This window comes from Microbulbifer sp. VAAF005 (assembly GCF_030012985.1).
GTDB lineage: Bacteria > Pseudomonadota > Gammaproteobacteria > Pseudomonadales > Cellvibrionaceae > Microbulbifer.
This window is the reverse complement of sequence record NZ_CP120233.1, coordinates 2,797,841-2,812,148: the sequence shown is the minus strand read 5'-3', so window position 1 is coordinate 2,812,148 and position 14,308 is coordinate 2,797,841. Positions and strand designations below refer to the sequence as shown.

The following is a 14,308-nucleotide window of genomic DNA, read 5'->3' as shown; positions in this document are numbered from 1 at the left end:
CTTGCCCAGAGGACCGAGGATTTTACGCCACGGGGTCTTTCAGGGCAGCTTTTTAGCGTTAACTACAGTTGTCGGCACCTTCCCCAGTGGCAATCGAACAAGCAAAAATTTCTGTCGGTGATTTACAGCGCGGCATGTTTGTCTCCAAGCTCGACAGGCCTTGGACACGCACTCCATTTGCGCTGCAGGGTTTTTATATCCGCGATTTGGAAGAAATTCGGCAGCTACAGAAATACTGCCGGTTTGTTTATGTCGATATACACAAAACTGTCGGCAGTGCCGGAGTTACCCTGCGCCGATTACTCGGGGGCAGCGACACTTCCGCAAAGGGCCGTGCTTCCGGCCGCACAGCGGTCACTATCCCCTGCAAACCTGTCACTGTTTCCCATAAAAAATACCCCCTCCGCAGCCGGCGCAACGGGAAGCCAGTAATGCGCGCAAGCTTCACGGCCAGATCCTCTATGGTATGAATGAGGTAATGGGGCTTGTCTCCAACAACAGGCCCATACCGGTGCAGCAGGTCAACCAAGTCGTTGAGGATTTAGTAGAAAGTGTGTTGCGCAGTCCCGATGCGTTTGCCTGGCTGGCTCGTGTGCGAGATAAGGATGAGCACACCTACAGTCACTCGGTGCGTGCCAGTATTTGGGCGGTGCTATTCGGCCGCCATATCGGTCTTTCACGCAGTGATTTACTAAAGCTCGGGGTGGCTACTCTGCTGAAGGATGTAGGCAAGCTGGCTATCGACGGGGAAGTGCTGCAGATGAAGCAGCGCGACCCGCGCAGTGAATTGGAGTATCGAAAGTTTGTGCAGCACAGCGTCAAGATGCTGTCGGCAGACCCAGAAATAGATCCGAAGGTTATCGAAGTCATTAGTGCCCACTGCGAGCGCCACGATGGTAGTGGTTACCCTGAGGGCTTGCGCGGTGACAGGATTTCAGTGTTGGCGCGCATGTGCGGAATAGTGACTTTTTATGATGAAGCCACTAACCCAAGAGGTTCCAGTGAGCCGGTAGCGCCATCCCGGGCGGTTGCCAAGTTATATGACCTGCGGGGTATCGCCTATCAAGAACAGCTGGTGGTGGAGTTTATCCAGGCTATTGGTCTCTACCCCACTGGTACCCAGGTAGAGCTGTCCACTGGAGAGGTTGGCGTGGTGGTGGAACAGACCTACGACCGGCGCTTGCGACCAAAGGTAATGATCGTTCTCGATGGGCAAAAACAGACGCTCAGCAAGCCTCGCCTGTGTGACTTGGCTGAAGTTGAGGATCGAGAACAGAAGCTTATCGAGCGTGGCAAGATGAGTGTCGAGGAAAAGATCAGTATCCTCAGGGATATAGAACCCGGAGCTTACCCTCAGGTGGATGCGGCGAATATTCGCGACAATTATTTATTCCGCGGTGGTCGACTGGGGCAGCTGCTGACGCGCCTGACAAAATAAGCCCCCTTTTTCAGAGACGGCTGTTAAAACTGCCGCCTCTCCTTATTAATATCAGTCCTTGCCGGATAGTAAATTACCGAAATGCTCACCCATGCGCACAGGCGACTCGGCTTCCAGCTGGTCGAGCCAGCTCACCTGGTCTGCGCCAAATAGCATAATGACGGTAGAGCCCAGCTTAAAGCGTCCCATCTCCTCACCTTTCTCCAAGTGGATGGGTGCCTTATCCAGATAATCCGTATTGATGACTTTGCGCTGGATAGGAGCGACTTGTCCGGCCCATACGGTTTCGATACCGGCGACAATCATTGCACCCACCAGGATCATTGCCATGGGTCCGGCTTCAGTATCGAATACACAGACCAGACGCTCATTGCGCGCGAACAGGCGCGGAACGTTTTCTGCCGTTACCGTATTTACAGAGAAAAGCTGCCCGGGCACATAGGTCATGCTGCGCAGGGTGCCGGTCATGGGCATATGCACCCGGTGATAATCCTTCGGTGACAGATACACAGTGGCGAAGTGTCCGTCATTAAATTGCGCCGCTACCTTGGGATCACCGCCCACCAGTTCAACTAGGCTGTAGTCGTGACCTTTAGCCTGGAAAATACGGCCGTTATGGATCTGGCCCAGCTGGCTTATGGCGCCGTCGGCAGGGCTGGCGAGGGTGTGTTGCCCTTCGACAATGGGGCGGGCTCCGTCCACCAGTTCGCGGGTAAAGAATTCATTGAAGGTGCGGTAGGCAGTGCAGTCGCTCTCTTTGGCCTCCTGCATATCTACACCGTACTTATCCACAAACCAGCGGGTGAAAGGATCTTTGATCCACTTGAGTTCTGTATTCGCCAACCAGCCGGCAGCGCGGGAGAGTGCGTGTTGCGGCGTTAGGTATTGCAGGGCGGCAAAAAGTTTAGGGTTCATAAATCTACGTCTTTTCTCAATGTATCTACTGCTGTACCGGCGTATTGGGCAAATTGCCCCACTCACTCCAGGAGCCTGGATAAGCGCGAATATCCAATCCCAGGGACTTGCCCACTAACCAGGTAAAAGCGGAGCGGTGATGGCTCTGGCAGTGGGTGACAATTTTGTGTGAGCTATCAATTCCCAGTGCAGCGAGGAATTCGCGGGCATCCGCACGAATACGCAAGTCTTTTTGCGGGTCCATCAATTGGGTCCACTCGCAATTGATTGCTCCCGGGATATGACCGCCCTTCATTGCCAGGACTCGCTCACCGCGATATTCCTGGGGTGAGCGAGCATCCCAAACAAGGAATTCATCATTGCCCAGTTGATCCTGGATTTGCTGGGCGTCCATCGCAGCTGTGCTGTTGACGGTGATTTGAATATCACTCGGCTCGATATCCGGTGCCTCGGTAGTGAGAGGAAGGCCGGCGCCTCGCCAGGCCAACATGCCACCATTCAAGTAGCTGTAATTGCGGTGGCCTATCATTTCCAAGGTCCACAAAAAGCGCCCAGCCCAACCGCCGCCTTCGTCGTCACAGGCGACCACATGTTGTTCCGGCTTTAAGCCGATAGCTTGAAACACCTGGGTCAGCTGTTCGATGCCGGGCAGTTTGCCCGGTGCGGGCGCGGTGCCAGCCATCAGCGCCTGGAACGGCAGGTGAACGGCCCCTGGGATATGGCCGTTGAGGTAATTGTGGGGTGAGCTGAGGTCTACAATCAGCAGTTCTTCGCGCTCAAGCTGAGTCGCGAGCTCATCCGCTTCGATGATCAGTTTCAAAACTTGTTCTCCGATTCCAGGCTGTTGCGCAAATGCAGAAAACTATTCATGCGACGCTCGCTAATTTTTCCATCGGTCAGAGCCTCCTGGATAGCGCAACGGGGTTCGCCCTGGTGGCGGCAGTCGCGAAAGCGGCAGTGTCCTATAAATGGTCGGAATTCCACAAACCCTTCCAGTAGGGCGGCCTCCTCCATATGCCAGAGTCCAAACTCGCGAATGCCTGGGGAGTCTATCAGATCACCCCCACTGGGCAGGTGAAACAGTTCCGCCGCTGTAGTGGTGTGAGTCCCCTTCTGTGTGGCCTCTGAAAGGGCACCGGTGCGGGCGCCGGCACTGGGAAGCAGTGCGTTGACCAGGGATGACTTGCCCACCCCGGACTGCCCTACAAAAACGCTACATCCTTGCGCAAGGGTTTCCAGCAGCTCGGGCAGGCCCTCGCCAGTTTTGGTCGATAACCGTAAAACCGGGTAGCCGAGCTCCGGGTAGGGGGCGAGTAGCTCCTCCAATGAATCGCGATTGCGCTCATCGATCAGGTCGGTTTTGTTGAGCAGTAGCATGGGTGCTATGCCGGTGGTCTCTGCGGCTACCAGGTAGCGGTCTATAGCATTGGCAAAGGGTTCGGGGTAGGGGGCGATAACGATCAATATGCGATCGATATTGGCGGCGACCGTTTTCAGGTCGCCGTAGCGATCGGGTCTTTGCAGCTCGGAATTGCGCGGCAGGCGCGCGCCGATAACACCAATGCCCCCATCGCTGTCTTCGCTGGCAGGGTGCCAGGCAACGCGATCGCCGGTCACCAGGGTTTCGATATTGGCGCGCAAATGGCAACGCTGGCGCAGGCTCGGATCACTCTCGCTCTCCACTAAAACCTGTGTGCCATAGTTGGCGATAACCAGACCGATCTGTTCCTGCCCCAGTTGCCCCTCTTCCAGGGCCTCTTCGGCAGATTGCTCGCGCTTGCGGGCGCGGGCTTCGCGTTCCTGCTGGATTTTGTTGATACGCCACTGTTGGCGGCGATTTAATTTGCGTTTACTCATGCACTAGCACCTGGAGACTAGCGGCGGATTATAGCTATTGCAGGGTAGTTGCGGTAACTTGCGCGGAAAGTTTGAGGAGACCCGTTGTGGATCAGAACAACCTGATCTGGATTGACCTGGAGATGACAGGCCTAAATCCGGACAAAGAGCGCATTATTGAAATTGCCACAATCGTGACGGATTCACGCCTGGAGATTCTCGCTGAGGGGCCCTCAATGGTCATCCACCAGAGCGATGCCCTGCTAGATGCAATGGATGAATGGAATACCGATCAGCACGGTGGTTCCGGGCTGGTAACGCGGGTTAAAGAGTCCCGTATTTCCGAAAGGGGCGCGGAGAGGGAGACCCTGGAGTTCTTGCGACAGTGGGTCCCTGAGGGAGCATCTCCCATGTGTGGCAACTCTATCGGCCAGGATCGCCGCTTCCTGGTGAAATATATGCCGGAGTTGGAATCCTATTTCCACTATCGCAACCTGGATGTCAGCTCGGTGAAGGAATTGGCTCGTCGCTGGCGCCCAGAGGTTTTGGATGGAGTTAAAAAACACAGCAGCCATTTGGCGCTCGATGATATCCGCGATTCTATTGAGGAATTGCGCCACTACCGCGAGACTTTTTTCCGCCTCTGACCCCCACTCTCGATTAGCCAGCGGGCTTGCGTTTGATTTTACGCTTGCGCCTGCGCCCGCTGCGCAACCGCTCCAGCGCCCAATCGATATGCTCTAGCACCAGGGGCGTGGCGTCGGCGCGCGCACTCTCCAGGGTATTGATGACTTCGGGCGTGGCCTCCCCATTGCCTAAGGCAACAGCCAGGTTGCGCAGCCAGCGCTCGTGGCCGATTCGGCGAATCGCCGAACCCTCAGTCTTGCGCAGGAACTCCTCTTCGCTCCAGGTAAACAACTTCAGTAGCTCACCATTGTCCAGTCCGTGTCGGGGATGAAAATCTTTTTCCTTGGTGGGCTTGGCGAACTTATTCCAAGGGCACACTATTTGGCAGTCGTCGCAGCCGTATATCCGGTTGCCGATGGGCTCGCGAAATTCCTCAGGGATTGGGCCTTTGTTTTCAATAGTGAGGTAGGAGATGCAGCGCCGCGCATCCAGGGTGCGGTCATCGATAAAGGCATCGGTGGGGCAAACCCTGAGGCAGGCGACACAGTCGCCACACTGATCATGCTCCTCGCTGATATCTATGGGGAGTGGCAAGTTGGTGTAGATTTCGCCGAGGAAAAAGTAAGAGCCGGCGGTCGAGTTGAGTACCAGCGTATTTTTACCAATCCAGCCCAGGCCGGCCTTAGCTGCCAGGGCCTTCTCCATCACCGGGGCGCTGTCGGTAAAAGCCCGACCTTTCGATTCAATGCCCCGCTCGGCGCAATAGGTATCAATTTGCTTTGATAGATTGGCCAGGCGTTTGCGGATCAACTTGTGGTAATCGCGGCCATTCGCATAGCGGGATACATAGGCTTTACTCGCATCCTTCAACACTTTAATCGGCTGGGTGTCCGGCGGCAGGTAGTCCAGACGCACGCTGATTACCCGCAGTGTTCCCGGCTCCAATAATTCGGGGCGCCAGCGTTTCTCACCGTGAGCGCCCATCCAGTCCATATCAGCGTGATAGCCCGCATCAATCCAGGCGCGCAGGCGTTCCCCTTCCTCCTCCAGCTGGCAATCGGTAATACCCACTTGTTGGAAGCCCAGTTCTCTGCCCCAAATTTTGATCTGTTGGGCTAAGTCGGCGAGCAGTGATTCGGTCATAGATAAAGCGGCTCGATATTCCCTGCAAGCACAATGCCTGGCCGGGGCGGTATACTTTGCGGTTGGCGCAAACGATGGCGATGTAATTGCCTATTTTGCCACAGATGAATTCTTGACCACATCGCGGGAGCTGCATGGACACGCCTCAACCTCTATACAGTGCCGAGTCGGTACGTGAGCTGGATCGACAGACGATTGCTGCACTGGAAATCCCCTCCATTCAACTGATGAAGCGCGCCGGTCGCGCGGCTTTTTCACATCTACGCAGGCGCTGGCCGGAGATCGACCGCCTCCAGGTATTCTGCGGTGGTGGGAACAATGGTGGGGATGGCTATGTGATTGCCGCCCTCGCCGCGCAAAAGAAAATCCCGGTCACCGTCTATGCGTGTACCGATTCTCAGCACCTGAGTGGCGATGCCCGGGAGGCCTATGAGTACGCCTGCCGGGAAAGTGTCCAGGTGGTGAACTCTCTCGCAGAGCTGGATACGGCAGACGCCAATACACTGATTGTGGATGCATTGCTGGGAACGGGCTTTAGCGGTGAGCTGCGCTCCGGCGTGGCGCATGCGGTTGAGCGAATCCGCAAAAGCCCCGGCCCGGTGTTGGCTGTGGATATCCCCTCCGGTCTGAGTGCCGATACCGGCAGTGCCGGCGAGGCGGTTAGTGCCGATATGACGGTGACTTTTATCGGCCGCAAAATGGGGCTCTACTGCGGTCGCGGCCCGGCGCTCTGCGGAGAGGTAATTTTCGAAGGCTTGGGGGCACCTGAGGCTGCCTACCGAGCAGTTGAGCCTTTGGCTATGCGTTACGAGGCTGATGCCATCCGTCGCCTGCCAGCGCGTGCCGCCGATAGCTTTAAAAACCAGTTTGGCCATATTTTGGTTGTCGGCGGTGATACCGGATTTGGCGGTGCTGCATTGATGGCTGCGCAATCCTCAGCGCGCTGTGGAGCCGGGCTGATTTCCCTGGCGACCCGCCCTGAGCATTTGTCCGCAGCGTTAACTCGCAGTCCAGAAGTGATGGCCCATCCGGTGATTTCCGGGCAGGAGCTGGAACCGCTGCTCGAAGGCCCCAGCGTAATTGCAGTGGGCCCCGGTTTGGGACGCTCCCCCTGGAGTGAGCAGCTGCTGGCGCGAGCCGGCCGAGCTGAGGCGCCCTTGGTCGTAGATGCCGATGCATTGAATATTCTCGCCGAGGGCCGGGTTCTGGCCGGGGTCCGGCGGGATGACTGGGTGTTGACCCCACATGTGGGGGAGGCCGCCCGCCTCCTGGGTTGTGATACCGCCGAGGTGCTCGCCGATCCGCGCGCAGCTGCTATTGCAGTTCAGCAAAAATTCAGTGGCGTGGTGATATTAAAAGGCGCCGGCACCCTGATTGCACATGATGGTGGTGTTGACCTTATCAACAGCGGTAACCCGGGTATGGCTTCCGGTGGTATGGGAGACCTTCTCACCGGTATTGTTGCAGCATTGATTGGCCAGCACTTGCCGCTGGTGGAGGCTGCCCGACTGGCGGTGTGGTTACATGGAGAGGCGGGTAATCGCGCTGCCGAAGAGGGTATGCGGGGATTACTCGCTACGGATTTATTGCCCTGGATTAGACGTTTGGTAGATTGATGGCGAGTGAATTGAAATTACATTTGGCCGATGAAGCAGCCACCGTATCCGGCGGCAGCTCGCTCGGGCAGGCCTGTCTTGCGGCGGGCCTGCAACAGGGGCTGACGCTGTATTTAAATGGCCAGCTGGGCGCGGGAAAGACAACTTTTTGTCGGGGGGTACTGAGGGCCTTTGGGCACGAGGGTGCGGTAAAGAGCCCCACCTACACCTTGGTGGAACCCTACGAACTCGAGGCTCACCGGGTTTACCACTTCGATCTTTATCGTCTGGGTGATCCGGAAGAGTTGGAGTTTATGGGGGTGCGGGATTATTTCTCTGCGCAGAGCTTGAGCCTTGTAGAGTGGCCTGAGCGGGGCGAGGGCATATTGCCCGCTCCAGACTTGGAAGTTGAGTTGGAAGTGCCGGAAAGTGGTCGCCAGCTCAGGTTAATTGCGCACTCGCCCCAGGGGGAGCGCGTAATAGACCTGCTGCAGAAGCTGCTGCGAGCATCCTGAAAACGCCTGAACACAGGGAAATACTGATACCAATAAGCAAAGGGGCTGGGAAGTAATGAGTTTTATGTGGCGGTCTCTGTTAGTTGTCGCGCTGTGGCTGGCAGTTTTCCTGCCAGCTTCTGCGACGCAAGTGGAAGGTGTGCGCGTCTGGCGAGCACCCGACCATACGCGTCTGGTTTTAGATTTGAGCGGCCCGGCAGAGCACAAGTTATTCACCCTCAAGAGTCCCCACCGGGTGGTTGTCGACCTCTCTGATACCGAGTTGAAGGCCGAGCTGGACAAGTTGGACCTGGAGAAGACGCCGATCGCCCGGGTGCGCCACGCCCGTCAGAATAAAAAAGATCTACGGGTTGTATTGGACCTTAAGCAGCAGGCCAATCCGCGCAGCTTTGCTTTGCGGCGCCATGAAAACCTGCCGGATCGATTGGTGATCGATCTTTACGACGAGGTTAAAGGCAGCGAGAAGACGCTGGAGCAGGTCAGTAGTGAGCGCAATATCATTGTCGCTATTGATGCAGGGCACGGCGGGGAAGACCCCGGGGCTTCCGGTCCCGGTCGCTTGCGGGAAAAGGATGTGGTGCTGGCGATTGCCAAACAGCTGCACAAAAAGATAAACGGTGAGAAGGGCTTTACCGCCAAACTGGTGCGCACCGGGGATTACTATATTCCTCTGCGGGAACGGGTAAAAATTGGGCGCAATATGCGTGCGGACCTTTTTGTGTCGATCCACGCCGATGCCTTTACCCGTAAAGATGCCCGTGGCGCTGGGGTCTATGCGGTCTCCTCCCGGGGCGCAACCAGTGAAACCGCCCGCTTTTTGGCCGCGCGGGAAAACGAGTCCGATCTTATCGGTGGCGCCGGCAGTTTGAGCCTGGGCGATAAGGACGACACCCTTGCCGGCGTATTGCTCGACCTCTCCATGACTGCCACCATGAATGCCAGCCTGGATATTGGTGCCAGTGTGCTGTCACAGATTGGCACCGTCACTCATCTGCACAAAAAACAGGTGGAGCAGGCCAATTTCTCGGTGCTGCGTTCGCCGGATGTGCCTTCAATTTTGGTGGAGACGGGTTTTATTACCAATCCCCAGGAAGCGAAACGCCTGCGCGATCCCAGTTTCCAGCGCAAGCTGGCGCAAAAGCTCAGTGACGGTATAGTGGCGCACTTTAAGAGCCGCCCCCCGGCGGATACCTGGCTCGCCGCCAACCAGAGCGATAAATCTCGCAACCACGTTATCGCCCGCGGGGAGACCCTTTCGGGTATCGCGGCGCGATATAATATCTCCGTCGCCGCCCTGATGAGAGCGAATGGCATCAAGAATTCCGTGATTCGAGTGGGGCAGACCCTGAGCATTCCTTCCGGCTGAGACCTCAGTGTCGAGCGGTCCTTGCAGCATTAACAGGCCAGATTCATGCACGATAAAATCCAGCAACTCTCTCCTCGCCTTGCCAACCAGATTGCCGCCGGTGAGGTAGTTGAGCGCCCGGCATCAGTAATCAAGGAGTTGCTGGAAAACAGCCTTGATGCGGGCGCTACACGACTTGAGGTCGATGTGGACGGCGGAGGTAGCAAGCGCATGAAAGTGCGCGATAACGGCAAGGGCATAGAGCGGGAAGACCTGCCAATGGCCCTGGCCCGCCACGCGACTTCCAAGATTCACGCTTTGGAGGATCTGGAGGCGGTGGCCACCCTGGGCTTTCGCGGCGAGGCCCTCGCCAGTATTTCCTCGGTGGCGCGTCTGGCATTGACCAGCAGCCGCGATGAAAGTGGCAAGGGGTGGCAGGTAAGTGCGGAGGGCCGCGACATGCAGGCACAGCTCGCGCCCTCGGCTCACCCCCGTGGCACCACGGTGGATGTGCGCGACCTGTTCTTCAATACGCCCGCTCGGCGGAAATTCCTGCGCACAGAAAAAACAGAATTCAATCGCATTGACGAGACAATTAAGCGCTTGGCGCTGTCCCGATTTGATGTCTCTATCAGCCTGCGCCACAACGGCAAGGGTGTGCATAATCTGCGTGCGGGCACCGGGCGGGTGGAAATGGAGCGCCGTGTCGCCCAGGTGTGTGGGCCGGCGTTTATGCAGAATGCGCTGCATATCGATGTGGAGCGCAGCGGCCTGCGCCTGTGGGGGTGGGTTGCGGAGCCCGCATTCTCGCGCTCCCAGGCCGACTTACAATTCTTTTATGTCAATGGCCGGGCTATTCGCGACAAGGTGGTCAGCCACGCGGTGCGCCGGGCGTTCGCCGATGTTTTGTACCACGGTCGCCATCCGGCATTTGTACTTTATCTGGAGCTGGACCCGGCTTCCGTCGATGTGAATGTGCACCCGACCAAACACGAAGTGCGTTTTCGCGATAGTCGCCTGGTACACGACTTCCTGTTTGGCAGTTTGCACCGGGCCCTGGCGGATGTGCGTCCGGGGCAGAAAGAGGAAACAGAAAGCGAGCCAGAGCAGGAGCGCCAGGAACAGGTCACGGGTTTGCAGGCCGGTGAATTTGCCGGGCAGCATAAAATGCCACTCAGCAATCGCCCCTCGCCCTCAAATTTGCGCGAGCAGATGAACGCTTACGGCGCTCTGCACCAACCGTATCAGGACTCATCCCCGGCGACACAACAGCCGCAAGGTGCCCCTAGCGGCCGGCCAGTGCCCGTGCCCCAAGCGCCTTCCGGGACGACCATAGGGGCCGGTGCGGGCATTGAAAGCGAATCAGAAGTGCCGCCGCTGGGCTTTGCTCTGGCGCAGTTGCATGGAATCTATATTCTCGCGCAAAACGAGCACGGGATGGTTGTTGTCGATATGCATGCTGCCCATGAGCGCATTGTCTATGAGCAGATGAAAGTGGCTTATGCGGCCGGTGGAATCCAGGCTCAGCCCCTTCTGGTTCCTGTGAGCCTGGCCGTCAGCCAGCGGGAAGCGGACTGCTTCGAGGAGCGCAGCAAGGTGTTTACCGCGCTTGGTTTCGTATTGCAGCGGGCCGGCCCGGAGACTTTGCTGGTGCGCCAGGTACCCACAATGCTACACGGTGCGGAAGTGGAACAGCTGGTGCGCGATGTACTCTCGGATCTGCTCGGCGAGGGCGACAGCGCCCGTATTGCTGAGCGTATCAACGAAGTGCTGGGGACAATGGCTTGTCACGGTTCTGTTCGCGCAAACCGACGTCTGACAATCCCTGAAATGAATGCTCTGCTGCGGGACATGGAGCGCACGGAGCGCAGTGGCCAGTGCAACCACGGTCGCCCGACCTGGACTCAGGTTAAACTGGCAGATATGGATAAGTGGTTTATGCGCGGCCAATAGGTACGCGGCAGAAGTGGGTGGTAGTTTGAATAACAGCTTGCCGGGTGATAAGCCCCGTGTAATTTTCTTGATGGGTCCAACGGCCTCCGGCAAAACGGATCTGGCCATGGCGCTCGCCGATCGTTTGCCGGTGGAATTAATTAGTGTTGATTCTGCTCTCGTATATCGAGGCCTTGATATCGGCTCGGCCAAGCCCTCAGTGGAAGAACTAGCTGCTTACCCTCACCGTTTGATCGATATCTGCGACCCATCCGAGTCTTATTCGGCAGGCCGCTTCCGCAAAGATGCGCTGGAAGCTATGGCAGAAATTACCGCTGCTGGTAAAGTGCCATTACTGGTTGGCGGAACTATGTTGTATTTCCGTGCTCTGTTGGAAGGCATGGCAAAATTGCCTGAGGCGGACGCAGCGGTGAGAGCAGAAATTGAAGCTCGCGCAGAGCGTGAAGGGTGGCCTGCATTGCATGCGGAGCTGGCCCAGGTGGACCCGCAGTTGGCGGCAGAGCTACATCCCAACCATTCGGTGCGTATCGAAAGGGGACTGGAAGTTTACCGCCTCACCGGTGTTCCGCTTTCGCAGTTGCGTCGCGAGCAGGAAGCTGGGGGAATACAGGAGCAGTACCAAGTGTGCCAGATGGCCATTATGCCCCGCGATCGCTCCCTGCTTCACCAGCGCATCGAACTGCGTTTTCGCAAGATGCTAGCGGCGGGCTTTATTGATGAAGTCAAGGGTCTGCTGGACCGGGGAGACCTGCACGAGGACTTACCGGCAATTCGCGCGGTGGGATATCGACAAGTTTGGCAACACTTGCAAGGCCAAACCGATTACGATGATATGGTGGCCGCTGGAATTGCGGCGACGAGGCAGCTTGCCAAGCGCCAGTTAACCTGGCTGCGGCGCTGGCCAGACCTGCTAACTTTGTACACTCAGGATGAGCAAGGTGGGGTGCGTGAGAATGACGAAATATTGGCTGAAGCCTTGAAATTTCTCGCTTAAGCATCCATAACGTGGTTGGGCTATTAAACGACAAGCCCGTTCAGTCAGTTTTCACAGAGTCCGGCCTTTTCCGGCTCGCTACTACACTACTTATACGCGTATTCAACCTCAGTCGTTTTTTGATCCGCGCTCTTCGCGGGTGCGATTGCGGCCTGCATACCGCATTCAGCTTTTTGACAAGGAGAAAAAAGATGTCAAAAGGGCACAGCTTACAAGACCCTTACCTCAACGTATTGCGCAAAGAGCGTATTCCGGTTTCTATCTATCTGGTAAACGGCATCAAGCTCCAAGGGCAAATTGAATCCTTCGACCAGTTCGTGGTGTTACTCAAAAATACTGTGAGCCAAATGGTGTATAAGCACGCCATTTCTACGGTTGTTCCGTCGCGTGCAGTGCGCGTACCGCTATTGAATCCCGCAGCCCAGCACGGCGGCGAGGGTAATGGTGAAGGCGGTGAGCGCGAATCCTTTAGCTAAAAGATCCGTATCAATTTCACCTGCACCCCGTTTTGCCGGGGCGCCAGCAGCTCGGTGAGCCCCTTGCAGGGCTTGCCGGTTGTCACCTCAGTCAGGGCTTATCACGCCCTTTTCGCAATAGAGAATTCCCATTGTTTTTCGATCGACCGGAATCCGGTGAGCTCGCAGTACTGGTACACCTAGAACTCTCCGCCATCGACAGTCCCGACGACCCTCGTGAATTTGAGGAGTTGGCCCTATCTGCCGGAGCAGATCCTGTCAGTTTTATTTTCGGCCAGCGCGCCACTCCAGACCCAAAGACTTTTGTTGGCCGAGGTAAATTGGAGGAGATTCGCCAGGTGGTCAAGGATCAGGAAGCCGCCCTGGTTATCTTTGATCACATCCTGTCTCCGAGTCAGGAGCGCAATATTGAGCGCGAATTAAAGTGCCGGGTGCTGGATCGCACAGGGCTTATTCTGGATATTTTTGCCCAGCGTGCGCGAACTCACGAAGGTAAGCTTCAAGTGGAGTTGGCCCAGCTACGCCATATGGCAACGCGGCTGGTACGAGGCTGGACCCACCTGGAGAGGCAAAAGGGTGGTATAGGCCTGCGTGGACCCGGTGAAACCCAGTTGGAGACAGACCGGCGATTGCTGCGCGCGCGCATAGACTCCATCGAGAAGCGGCTGGAAAAGGTACGCCGCCAGCGGGAGCAGGGGCGCCGCGCGCGCTCCCGGGCAGAAATGGCCACCGTATCTCTGGTTGGCTACACCAATGCGGGCAAGTCGACCCTGTTTAATCGCCTGACCGATGCAGATGTCTATGTCAGGGACCAATTGTTTGCCACCCTCGACCCGACTATGCGCAGGGTTGAATTACCCAATGTTGGCGCCATGGTATTGGCTGATACGGTGGGATTTGTCTCCCACTTGCCGCATAAACTGGTAGAGGCATTCCGGGCAACCCTGGAAGAGGCCGCCAGTGCGACGTTGCTTCTACATGTGGTGGATTCCGCAGCAGATGATCGGTTACACCTGATGGAAGAAGTGCAAACGGTTCTGGAAGAAATTGATGCTTCGGAACTGCCGCAACTGGTGGTTTATAACAAAATTGATCTGCTGGCAGATTTTGAACCGCGTATAGACCGGGATGATCAGGGTGTACCCCGGGCAGTTTGGCTTTCTGCGGTAACGGGTGCGGGTTGTGAGCTTTTGATTGAGGCTATTGTCGAGCGCCTGGGCGAGCAAATGGTGCGCGGGCAATTGGTAGTGAAGCCTCATCAGTCCAGGCTGCGAGCGCAGCTATTTGAAATTAATGCGGTGCAGTCGGAAGTCTACCGCGACAATGGTGACTGTGAATTGCAAATATTATTGCCGCGTAGTGATTTCCAGCGTCTGCTGGCGCCACATATTGCTGGCAATGACGCGCCGGAATGGGTTTTGGAAGAACCCATTGCCGAGTAGTTGTTGTATAAACATTGATTTTAAAATTC

Annotated in this window: 14 protein-coding genes; 10 read left to right on the top strand and 4 right to left on the bottom strand. The window is 56.6% G+C overall.

The genetic code is table 11. From position 1 onward, the window contains the following. Positions 1-86 precede the first annotated feature (86 nt). On the top strand, positions 87-470 hold the full coding sequence (locus tag P0078_RS12415; protein ID WP_282930293.1) for a DUF3391 domain-containing protein: 384 nt from the start codon (positions 87-89) through the stop codon (positions 468-470). Continuing rightward, complete coding sequence (locus tag P0078_RS12410; RefSeq protein ID WP_282930292.1) at positions 467-1,438, top strand: HD-GYP domain-containing protein; 972 nt, start codon at positions 467-469, stop codon at positions 1,436-1,438. The genes P0078_RS12415 and P0078_RS12410 overlap by 4 nt, the downstream gene beginning before the upstream one ends. Before the next feature lie 51 nt (positions 1,439-1,489). Here the strand turns inward: P0078_RS12410 and asd are convergent, their stop codons facing one another. From asd to rsgA, 3 genes are read right to left on the bottom strand one after another with little or no spacing between them, the layout of a single operon-like run. Then, positions 1,490-2,353, bottom strand: a complete 864-nt coding sequence (gene asd, locus P0078_RS12405) for an archaetidylserine decarboxylase (RefSeq protein WP_282930291.1) — start codon at positions 2,351-2,353, stop codon at positions 1,490-1,492. A 25-nt stretch (positions 2,354-2,378) separates the two neighbouring features. Continuing rightward, positions 2,379-3,173, bottom strand: a complete 795-nt coding sequence (locus P0078_RS12400) for a sulfurtransferase (protein WP_282930290.1) — start codon at positions 3,171-3,173, stop codon at positions 2,379-2,381. Further along, entirely contained in the window at positions 3,170-4,210 is a 1,041-nt protein-coding gene (gene rsgA / locus P0078_RS12395) for a small ribosomal subunit biogenesis GTPase RsgA (RefSeq protein ID WP_282930289.1), read from the bottom strand. The genes P0078_RS12400 and rsgA overlap by 4 nt, the downstream gene beginning before the upstream one ends. 86 nt (positions 4,211-4,296) lie before the next feature. Between rsgA and orn the strand changes: the two genes are divergently transcribed. Next, positions 4,297-4,836 (top strand): oligoribonuclease, encoded by a 540-nt coding sequence (gene orn, locus P0078_RS12390; protein WP_282930288.1) that lies wholly within the window; start codon positions 4,297-4,299, stop codon positions 4,834-4,836. 13 nt (positions 4,837-4,849) lie between these two features. Here orn and queG read toward each other — a convergent pair whose 3' ends face one another. Beyond that, positions 4,850-5,959: a tRNA epoxyqueuosine(34) reductase QueG gene (gene queG / locus P0078_RS12385; protein ID WP_282930287.1), complete on the bottom strand. Its 1,110-nt coding sequence runs from the start codon at positions 5,957-5,959 to the stop codon at positions 4,850-4,852. 134 nt (positions 5,960-6,093) lie between these two features. Between queG and P0078_RS12380 the strand changes: the two genes are divergently transcribed. From P0078_RS12380 to hflX, 7 genes are all read left to right on the top strand, one after another. Next, a complete protein-coding gene (locus P0078_RS12380) occupies positions 6,094-7,575 on the top strand; it encodes an NAD(P)H-hydrate dehydratase (RefSeq protein WP_282930286.1) in 1,482 nt (493 codons plus the stop codon). Further along, a complete protein-coding gene (gene tsaE, locus P0078_RS12375; protein WP_108731443.1) occupies positions 7,575-8,069 on the top strand; it encodes a tRNA (adenosine(37)-N6)-threonylcarbamoyltransferase complex ATPase subunit type 1 TsaE in 495 nt (164 codons plus the stop codon). Before P0078_RS12380 ends, tsaE begins: the two co-directional genes overlap by 1 nt. A 55-nt stretch (positions 8,070-8,124) precedes the next feature. Continuing rightward, complete coding sequence (locus tag P0078_RS12370) at positions 8,125-9,435, top strand: N-acetylmuramoyl-L-alanine amidase (protein ID WP_282930285.1); 1,311 nt, start codon at positions 8,125-8,127, stop codon at positions 9,433-9,435. A gap of 45 nt (positions 9,436-9,480) precedes the next feature. After that, complete coding sequence (mutL, locus tag P0078_RS12365; RefSeq protein ID WP_282930284.1) at positions 9,481-11,367, top strand: DNA mismatch repair endonuclease MutL; 1,887 nt, start codon at positions 9,481-9,483, stop codon at positions 11,365-11,367. Positions 11,368-11,437: 70 nt separating this feature from the next. Next, entirely contained in the window at positions 11,438-12,361 is a 924-nt protein-coding gene (miaA, locus tag P0078_RS12360; RefSeq protein WP_282934601.1) for a tRNA (adenosine(37)-N6)-dimethylallyltransferase MiaA, read from the top strand. Positions 12,362-12,552: 191 nt separating this feature from the next. Beyond that, a complete protein-coding gene (gene hfq / locus P0078_RS12355) occupies positions 12,553-12,837 on the top strand; it encodes an RNA chaperone Hfq (protein ID WP_020413623.1) in 285 nt (94 codons plus the stop codon). 131 nt (positions 12,838-12,968) lie between these two features. Then, on the top strand, positions 12,969-14,279 hold the full coding sequence (gene hflX / locus P0078_RS12350) for a ribosome rescue GTPase HflX (protein ID WP_282930283.1): 1,311 nt from the start codon (positions 12,969-12,971) through the stop codon (positions 14,277-14,279). Positions 14,280-14,308: the final 29 nt, after the last annotated feature.

Bases quoted from the DNA above. Each gene is read 5' to 3' on its own strand.
- tsaE (WP_108731443.1), top strand. From the start codon at position 7,575: ATGGCGAGTGAATTGAAATTACATTTGGCCGATGAAGCAGCCACCGTA.
- mutL (WP_282930284.1), top strand. From the start codon at position 9,481: ATGCACGATAAAATCCAGCAACTCTCTCCTCGCCTTGCCAACCAGATT.
- P0078_RS12410 (WP_282930292.1), top strand. From the start codon at position 467: ATGAATGAGGTAATGGGGCTTGTCTCCAACAACAGGCCCATACCGGTG.
- rsgA (WP_282930289.1), bottom strand. From the start codon at position 4,210: ATGAGTAAACGCAAATTAAATCGCCGCCAACAGTGGCGTATCAACAAA.
- hfq (WP_020413623.1), top strand. From the start codon at position 12,553: ATGTCAAAAGGGCACAGCTTACAAGACCCTTACCTCAACGTATTGCGC.
- P0078_RS12370 (WP_282930285.1), top strand. From the start codon at position 8,125: ATGAGTTTTATGTGGCGGTCTCTGTTAGTTGTCGCGCTGTGGCTGGCA.
- miaA (WP_282934601.1), top strand. From the start codon at position 11,438: ATGGGTCCAACGGCCTCCGGCAAAACGGATCTGGCCATGGCGCTCGCC.
- queG (WP_282930287.1), bottom strand. From the start codon at position 5,959: ATGACCGAATCACTGCTCGCCGACTTAGCCCAACAGATCAAAATTTGG.
- asd (WP_282930291.1), bottom strand. From the start codon at position 2,353: ATGAACCCTAAACTTTTTGCCGCCCTGCAATACCTAACGCCGCAACAC.
- P0078_RS12380 (WP_282930286.1), top strand. From the start codon at position 6,094: ATGGACACGCCTCAACCTCTATACAGTGCCGAGTCGGTACGTGAGCTG.